Source organism: Rhizobium sp. PP-F2F-G48, assembly GCF_004342335.1.
Classification (GTDB): Bacteria; Pseudomonadota; Alphaproteobacteria; order Rhizobiales; family Rhizobiaceae; genus Ferranicluibacter.
On sequence record NZ_SLVH01000008.1, the window covers coordinates 282,197 to 288,803 of the forward strand.

The window sequence follows — 6,607 nt, forward strand, 5'->3', positions numbered from 1 at the left end:
CTCGGGACGGCTGAAGTTTTCCACGGATGCCCCTTTGTTTGGAACGTTCTTCCTCGGCATGGAATAAATTCTACATATTCTGTAGACATTATTGAACGGGGACCTTTCGCATGATCGACACCTGGATGGCCGCACTCGGCCGCCGCGATATTTTGAAATTCACCGCTGCCGCAGGCGCCACGCTGACGGCGGCAAGTCTGCTCGGTCCGAGCATCGCCAGCGCCAGCGGCGCGCTGTCGCTGAAGGGCAAGCGGATCGGCATCAGCGCCACCGGCACGGATCACTTCTTCGACCTCCAGGCCTACAATGCGCAGATCGAAGAGGTGAAGCGTCTCGGCGGCGAGCCGATCGCGGTCGATGCCGGCCGCAACGACGGCAAGCTGGTCTCCCAGCTTCAGACGCTGATCGCCCAGCGGCCGGACGCCATCGTCCAGATCCTCGGCACGCTGAGCGTGATCGATCCCTGGCTGAAGAAGGCGCGCGATGCCGGCATTCCGGTGCTGACCGTCGATGTCGGCTCCACAAACTCGATCAACAACACGACCTCCGACAACTGGGGTATCGGCAAGGATCTGGCGTTGCAGCTCGTCTCCGACATCGGCGGCGAAGGCAATATCGTGGTGTTCAACGGCTTTTACGGGGTCACGCCCTGCGCCATCCGCTACGACCAGCTCGTCAACGTCGTCAAGTACTTCCCCAAGGTGAAGATCCTTGAGCCGGAACTGCGCGACGTGATCCCGAACACGGTGCAGGACGCATTTACCCAGATCACGGCGCTGCTCAACAAGTATCCGGAGAAGGGCTCGATCAAGGCCATCTGGTCGGCCTGGGATATTCCCCAGCTCGGTGCGACGCAGGCGCTGGCCGCGGCCGGCCGGACCGAAATCCGCACCTATGGCGTCGATGGCAGCCCAGAGGTCCTGCAACTGGTCGCCGATCCGGCATCGCCCGCGGGCGCCGACGTTGCCCAGCAACCGGCAGAGATCGGCCGTACCGCGATCCAGAACGTCGCCCGGCTTCTCTCCGGCGAAACGCTGCCGCGCGAGACCTATGTTCCCGCACTTCTCGCCAACAAGGCCAATGTGGCCGAAGTGACGAAGAAACTCGGGATCGGCTGATCCCGATCGGGCCGGACGGCGCCTCCCAACGTCCGGCCCACACCGTCTCCCGCCATTATCCGCTCTCCGTCCGCGCCGTCCGCAGGAGCCCAGACATGACCTCTCAGACATGACACTCCCGGCACACCGGCCAGGCGCCGCGCTTTCCTTTTCGGGGATCGTCAAGCATTTCGACGGGGCCCAGGCGCTTGCAGGCGCATCGCTGACCGTGCCGCGCGGCACGGTGCACGGCCTTGTCGGCCAGAACGGCGCGGGCAAGTCGACGCTGATCAAGCTGCTTGCCGGCCTGCATCAGGCCGATGACGGGCGGATCGAGATCGACGGCATCGAACACCGGACGCTGACGCCGCATCTCGTCGAAACGCTCGGCATCCATTTCATCCACCAGGACCGGCTGCTCGTTCCCACATTCACGGTCGGCGAGGCGCTGTTTCTCGGCCGCGAGCCGCGGATCGCCGGAACGCCGTTTCTCGACCGCCGCCTGATGCAGCGCCGCGCCGCGGACATTCTCAACGACTACTTCGGGATCCGTATTCCCAACAGCGCGCTGATCCGCGATCTCTCCACGGCGGAGCGGCAGATCGTCCAGATCACGCGGGCGCTGCTCGACCAGCCGAAGGTTCTGGTCTTCGACGAGCCGACGGCCGCGCTGGTGCGGCGCGAGGCCGACATCCTGTTCCGTCTCATCCGCCGGCTGCGCGACGAGGGCGTGACGATCCTCTACGTCTCCCACTATCTCAACGAGATCGAGGCGCTGTGCGACGCCGTGACCGTGCTGCGCAACGGCCGCGACGTCGCGACCCTGCCGCTCGCGCAGACCTCGGCGTCCGAGATCGCCGGACTGATGATCGCCCGCGACATCGGCGAGATGTTTCCCAAGCGGGACGTCGTGCCGGGTCATGACATTCTCAAGGTGCACGGGCTGCAGCTTTCCGGAAAATATCACGACGTCTCCTTTTCGCTTCGGCGCGGCGAGGTCCTCGGCCTGACGGGCCTGCTCGGCTCCGGCGCCAAGGACGTGCTGCGCACCCTGTTCGGGCTCGACCAGGCCGATGGCGGCACGATCGAGATCGACGGCCAGCCGGCACGCAGGCTCGACCCGGTCCGGGCGGCGCAGCGGGAGCTGGCGCTGGTGCCCGAGGATCGCCGCCGCAACGGCGTGGCGCTCGACATGACGGTCGGCGAGAACCTGACGCTGTCGTCCCTCAAGCAATTCACCCGCTTCGGCTTTCTCGACACGGCGCGCGAGCGTGGCGAGGCCGACAGGCTGATCGCCCGGCTGGAGATCAAGACGGCCGGGCGCGACGCCCTGGTGCGAACGCTGTCCGGCGGCAACCAGCAGAAGGTGGCGATCGCCAAATGGCTCAGCCGCCATTCGCAGATCTATCTGCTCGACGAGCCGACCGTCGGCGTCGATATCGGCTCCAAGGTGGAGATCTACCGATTGATCGGCGATCTGGCCGAGCGGGGCGCGGGCGTGATCGTGCTGTCGTCGGACCTCACCGAACTCGTCGGCATCACCGATCGTATCCTCGTTCTCTTCCGCGGCCGCGTGATCCGCGCCTTCGCCTCCGCCGAGACGACGCCGGAAGCGGTGCTCGCGGCCTCGACCGGTTCGTCCGAGGTGCTCCGCCATGTCGGCTGAACTCGACCTGACGCCGCTTTCGCCGCTCGGACAAGAGACGACGCCTGCGGGGCCGGCGCTTGGCGGGCAGATCGCAGCGCTCGCGCTGCGCGCCGGATCCCTCATCGCCTTTGCCGTCATCGTCGCGGTCTTCGCGATCACGGCACCCTATTTTCTCAGCGTCGGCAATATCGGCAATGTGGTCGGGCAATCGGCCATTCCCGGCGTTCTCGCCGTGGGGCTGACGATCGTGCTGATCGCCGGTGGATCGAACGTGGTGACCGGCGGCATCGACCTGTCGCTCGCCGCCAATATGGGCTTGAGCGCCGCGGTCTATGCGACGCTCGCCCAGGCCGGATATGGCGACGGAACCGCCGTTGCGGCCGCGCTTCTGACCGGCGGCATCATCGGGGCGGTCAATGCCTTCGCCGTGGTGGTTGCCGGGATCGTGCCGCTGCTCGCCACCCTGGCGGTGATGAACGTCGTGGCCGGCATCGAGCTCGTCCTTACCCAGAACACGGTCATTCCCGCTACCACGCCGCTGCTCTCGGCGCTCTCTTCGTCCGGCCCGCTCGGCATTCCGGTGCTCGGCCTCGTTCTCGTCGTCTTCACTCTCATCGTCGGGGCCATCGTGCAGTTCACGCCGACCGGCCTCAGGCTCTATGCCGTGGGCGAGTTTCCGGAGGCGGGGCGCGCCGCCGGTCTGCCTGTGCGGCGGTTGACGGCCGGCGCCTTCGTCGCCAGCGGGCTCTGTGGCGGGTTTGCCGGCATTCTCTCCGTCTCCAACCTCAGCGGCAGCACCACGGGTTCGGGCGAAATGCTGCTTCCGGTGGTGGTCACGGCGCTGCTCGGCGCGGTGTTCTCCCGTCGCCTGGTTCCCACCATCGGCGGCACGCTGCTGTCGACGCTGTTCGTCGGCATCCTCGTCAACGGGTTTCAGCTGCTCAACATCTCCAGCACGCTGGTCAACGGCGTTCAGGGCATCCTCATCCTGCTGGTCGTCTCCGCGACCACGCTGCTGCGCAAGAAGGAGGCCTGACATGGCCGTCCCGGCATCCGGCACCGTCCGCCCGTCGTCCACGATCCTGCAGGCGGCCTATGGCGGCATCCTGCGCTATCCTTTGCTCGTGGCGCTCGCCGCCGTCATCGTGCTGTTCTCGCTGGCGAGCCCCGTCTTCCTGACCGCGGCCAATCTGCAAAGCATCCTCGTCAACAACGTCACCCTTCTCGTCATCGTCACCATCGCCATGACCTTCGCGGTGGCCGTCGGCGGCATCGACCTCTCGGTCGGCACGGCGATCGATTTTGCAAGTTTCGCCTTCGTCTCGCTGGTTCTGGCCGGGCAGCCGGTGGGCGTGGCGGCGCTGGCGGGCCTTGCCTCCGGCGCGCTGGTCGGCGCCTTCAACGCCGTGCTGATCTCGCTCATCGGCATCTCGCCCTTCCTTGCGACGCTCGGCACGCTGTTCATCGGCCGCAGCCTGCAGCAGATCCTCACCCATGGCGGAAACCCGGTCTACCTGCCTCCGGCCGGCGTGCCGGAAGCCTTCCGTTTCCTCGGCCGCGGCACGCTCGCCGGCATTCCCGTCCCGCTCGTCATCGCCGGTGCGCTGATCCTGGTCGCGACGCTCGTCTTTGCGCGCACGCGCTTCGGCCGCGTGGCGATCGCGATCGGCATCCAGCCGGATGTCGTGCGCTATTCCGGCGTCGCCAGCCGCGCGCATGTCGCCGTCACCTTCATCCTCGTCGGGCTGATCGCCGCCGTGGCAGGGCTGATCCTGACGGCGACGGTGACGGTCTACATTCCCTCGTCCGGCAATGCCTTCCTGCTGAACGCCATCGGCGCCACCTTCATCGGCACGACGCTCAGTCCGCTCGGCCGGCCGAACATTCCCGGCACGGTGCTCGGCGTTCTTCTGCTCGGCATCGTCGCCAACGGCCTGTTGCTGACGGGCCTCAATTTCTACTGGCAGCAGGTCGGCACCGGCACGCTGATCTTCGCGGTGCTGGCGCTGAGCTTTGCCCGCCGCCGCCATGCCAAGGCCTGACACAAAGGAACCGTCGATGACCCGTGAAATCCGACTGAACGCTTTCGACATGAACTGCGTCGGCCATCAATCGCCCGGGCTCTGGACGCATCCGCGCGACCAGTCCTCCCGCTACAAGGATCTCGACTACTGGGTGCAGCTTGCAAAGACGCTTGAGCGCGGCAAGTTCGATGGCCTGTTCATCGCCGACGTGCTCGGCGTCTACGACGTTCTCAACGGCAATACGGACGCGGCGCTGCGCCATTCGGCGCAGGTCCCGGTCAACGATCCGCTGCAGCTGATCCCGACCATGGCCTATGTGACGGAGCATCTCGGCTTCGGGCTGACGGCCTCGCTCTCCTTCGAGCATCCCTACACGTTCGCGCGGCGCATCTCGACGCTCGACCACCTGACCAAGGGCCGCGTCGGCTGGAACATCGTCACCTCCTATCTCAACAGCGGCGCGCTGAACGTCGGTCAGGCGCAGCAGTCGAACCATGACGATCGCTACGACCTTGCCGAGGAGTATCTGGAGGTCTGCTACAAGCTCTGGGAGGGGAGCTGGGAGGAGGATGCGGTGGTGCGCGACCGTCAGACCGGCATTTTCACCCATCCCGAAAAGGTTCATCCGATCCACCATCGGGGCAAGCATTTCACCGTACCCGGCATCCACCTCAGCGAGCCGTCGCCCCAGCGCACGCCGGTTCTCTACCAGGCGGGCGCCTCCAGCCGCGGCAAGGATTTCGCCGGCGCGCATGCCGAGTGCATCTTCGTCGCCGCGCCGTCGAAGCCCGTGCTGAAACGCTATGTCGCCAATGTGCGCGAGGCGGCCGAACGGGCAGGGCGCAACCCGCGCGACATTCTGGCCTTCAACCTGCAGACGGTGATCCTCGGGGAAACCGATGCCGAGGCCAAGCGGAAGTTCGACGACTATCGGAAGCACGTGTCCTACGAGGGGGCGTTGACGCTCATTTCCGGCTGGACCGGGATCGATTTCGGACAGTTCGCGCCCGACGAACCCCTGCGCCATCGCTATACCAACGCCGTCCAATCGGCCGTGGAAACCTTTACGACCATCGACCCGGACAAGGTCTGGACCGTCCGCGAAATGGCCGACTGGGTCGGCATCGGCGGCTTCGGACCGGTCTTCGTCGGATCTCCCCAGACGGTGGCCGATCTCCTGCAGGAATGGGTCGAGGACACCGACGTCGACGGCTTCAACCTCGCTTACGCCGTGACCCCGGAAACCTTCGAGGACGCGGTCGATCTTCTCGTGCCCGAGCTGCAGAAACGCGGCGTCTACAAGACGGCGTATAGACCGGGCACCCTGCGCGAAAAACTCTTCGACGCCGGCCCAAGGCTCGCCGCCCCGCACCCCGGCGCGGCCTACCGTGTGTTGGCGGCGGATAGAGAGGCGCGGGTGGCGAGGGGCTGAACGCCTCTCGCGGTCCCCGCTCACGATTGCGGAGGAAAGATCAAGCGGCTTGCGCGGGTGCGCTAGCTGGCGAGCCGCAGCTTGATCGTGGTCTTCGCCGCGTGTTGCCCCTCGGTTTCCCCATCGAACGCCTTCTGCGCCGCCTCGACCCTGTCCTTGTGGACGCTCGCCCATTGGAACAGCGCCTGAAACGGTTCGATGAGCGTTTCGCCCAGAGGGGTGACGCTGTACTCGACGGCGACAGGGGACACGGGAATGACGCGTCTGGCGACGATGCCGGAGCGTTCCAGGCGCCGAAGAGCCTGCGTCAGGGACTTCTGCGTGACGCCTTCCAGTTCCCGTTTCAGGGAATTGAAGCGCATCGGTCCGCGGCAAAGCGATGCCATGATGAGGATCGACCATTTAT

Annotated in this window: 6 protein-coding genes; 5 read left to right on the top strand and 1 reads right to left on the bottom strand. The window is 66.0% G+C overall.

The window, feature by feature from the left end; genetic code table 11:
• Positions 1 to 110: 110 nt before the first annotated feature.
• The 5 genes from C8J36_RS18605 (at position 111) to C8J36_RS18625 (ending at position 6,201) form a co-directional block, all read left to right on the top strand.
• Positions 111 to 1,118 carry a sugar ABC transporter substrate-binding protein gene (locus C8J36_RS18605; protein ID WP_062594029.1) on the top strand — a complete coding sequence of 336 codons (1,008 nt, stop codon included), beginning with the start codon at positions 111 to 113 and terminating at the stop codon, positions 1,116 to 1,118.
• 109 nt (positions 1,119 to 1,227) lie between these two features.
• On the top strand, positions 1,228 to 2,763 hold the full coding sequence (locus C8J36_RS18610) for a sugar ABC transporter ATP-binding protein (RefSeq protein ID WP_132536862.1): 1,536 nt from the start codon (positions 1,228 to 1,230) through the stop codon (positions 2,761 to 2,763).
• Positions 2,753 to 3,781, top strand: a complete 1,029-nt coding sequence (locus C8J36_RS18615) for an ABC transporter permease (RefSeq protein WP_132536863.1) — start codon at positions 2,753 to 2,755, stop codon at positions 3,779 to 3,781. The genes C8J36_RS18610 and C8J36_RS18615 overlap by 11 nt, the downstream gene beginning before the upstream one ends.
• Before the next feature lies 1 nt (position 3,782).
• Positions 3,783 to 4,787 carry an ABC transporter permease gene (locus C8J36_RS18620; RefSeq protein WP_132536864.1) on the top strand — a complete coding sequence of 335 codons (1,005 nt, stop codon included), beginning with the start codon at positions 3,783 to 3,785 and terminating at the stop codon, positions 4,785 to 4,787.
• Positions 4,788 to 4,803: 16 nt separating this feature from the next.
• Entirely contained in the window at positions 4,804 to 6,201 is a 1,398-nt protein-coding gene (locus tag C8J36_RS18625) for an LLM class flavin-dependent oxidoreductase (RefSeq protein WP_132536865.1), read from the top strand.
• A gap of 62 nt (positions 6,202 to 6,263) precedes the next feature.
• Here the strand turns inward: C8J36_RS18625 and C8J36_RS18630 are convergent.
• Positions 6,264 to 6,607: helix-turn-helix domain-containing protein (locus C8J36_RS18630; RefSeq protein WP_132536866.1), on the bottom strand; the 344-nt coding region annotated here is incomplete at its 5' end.

Bases quoted from the DNA above. Each gene is read 5' to 3' on its own strand.
- C8J36_RS18615 (WP_132536863.1), top strand. From the start codon at position 2,753: ATGTCGGCTGAACTCGACCTGACGCCGCTTTCGCCGCTCGGACAAGAG.
- C8J36_RS18620 (WP_132536864.1), top strand. From the start codon at position 3,783: ATGGCCGTCCCGGCATCCGGCACCGTCCGCCCGTCGTCCACGATCCTG.
- C8J36_RS18625 (WP_132536865.1), top strand. From the start codon at position 4,804: ATGACCCGTGAAATCCGACTGAACGCTTTCGACATGAACTGCGTCGGC.
- C8J36_RS18610 (WP_132536862.1), top strand. From the start codon at position 1,228: ATGACACTCCCGGCACACCGGCCAGGCGCCGCGCTTTCCTTTTCGGGG.
- C8J36_RS18605 (WP_062594029.1), top strand. From the start codon at position 111: ATGATCGACACCTGGATGGCCGCACTCGGCCGCCGCGATATTTTGAAA.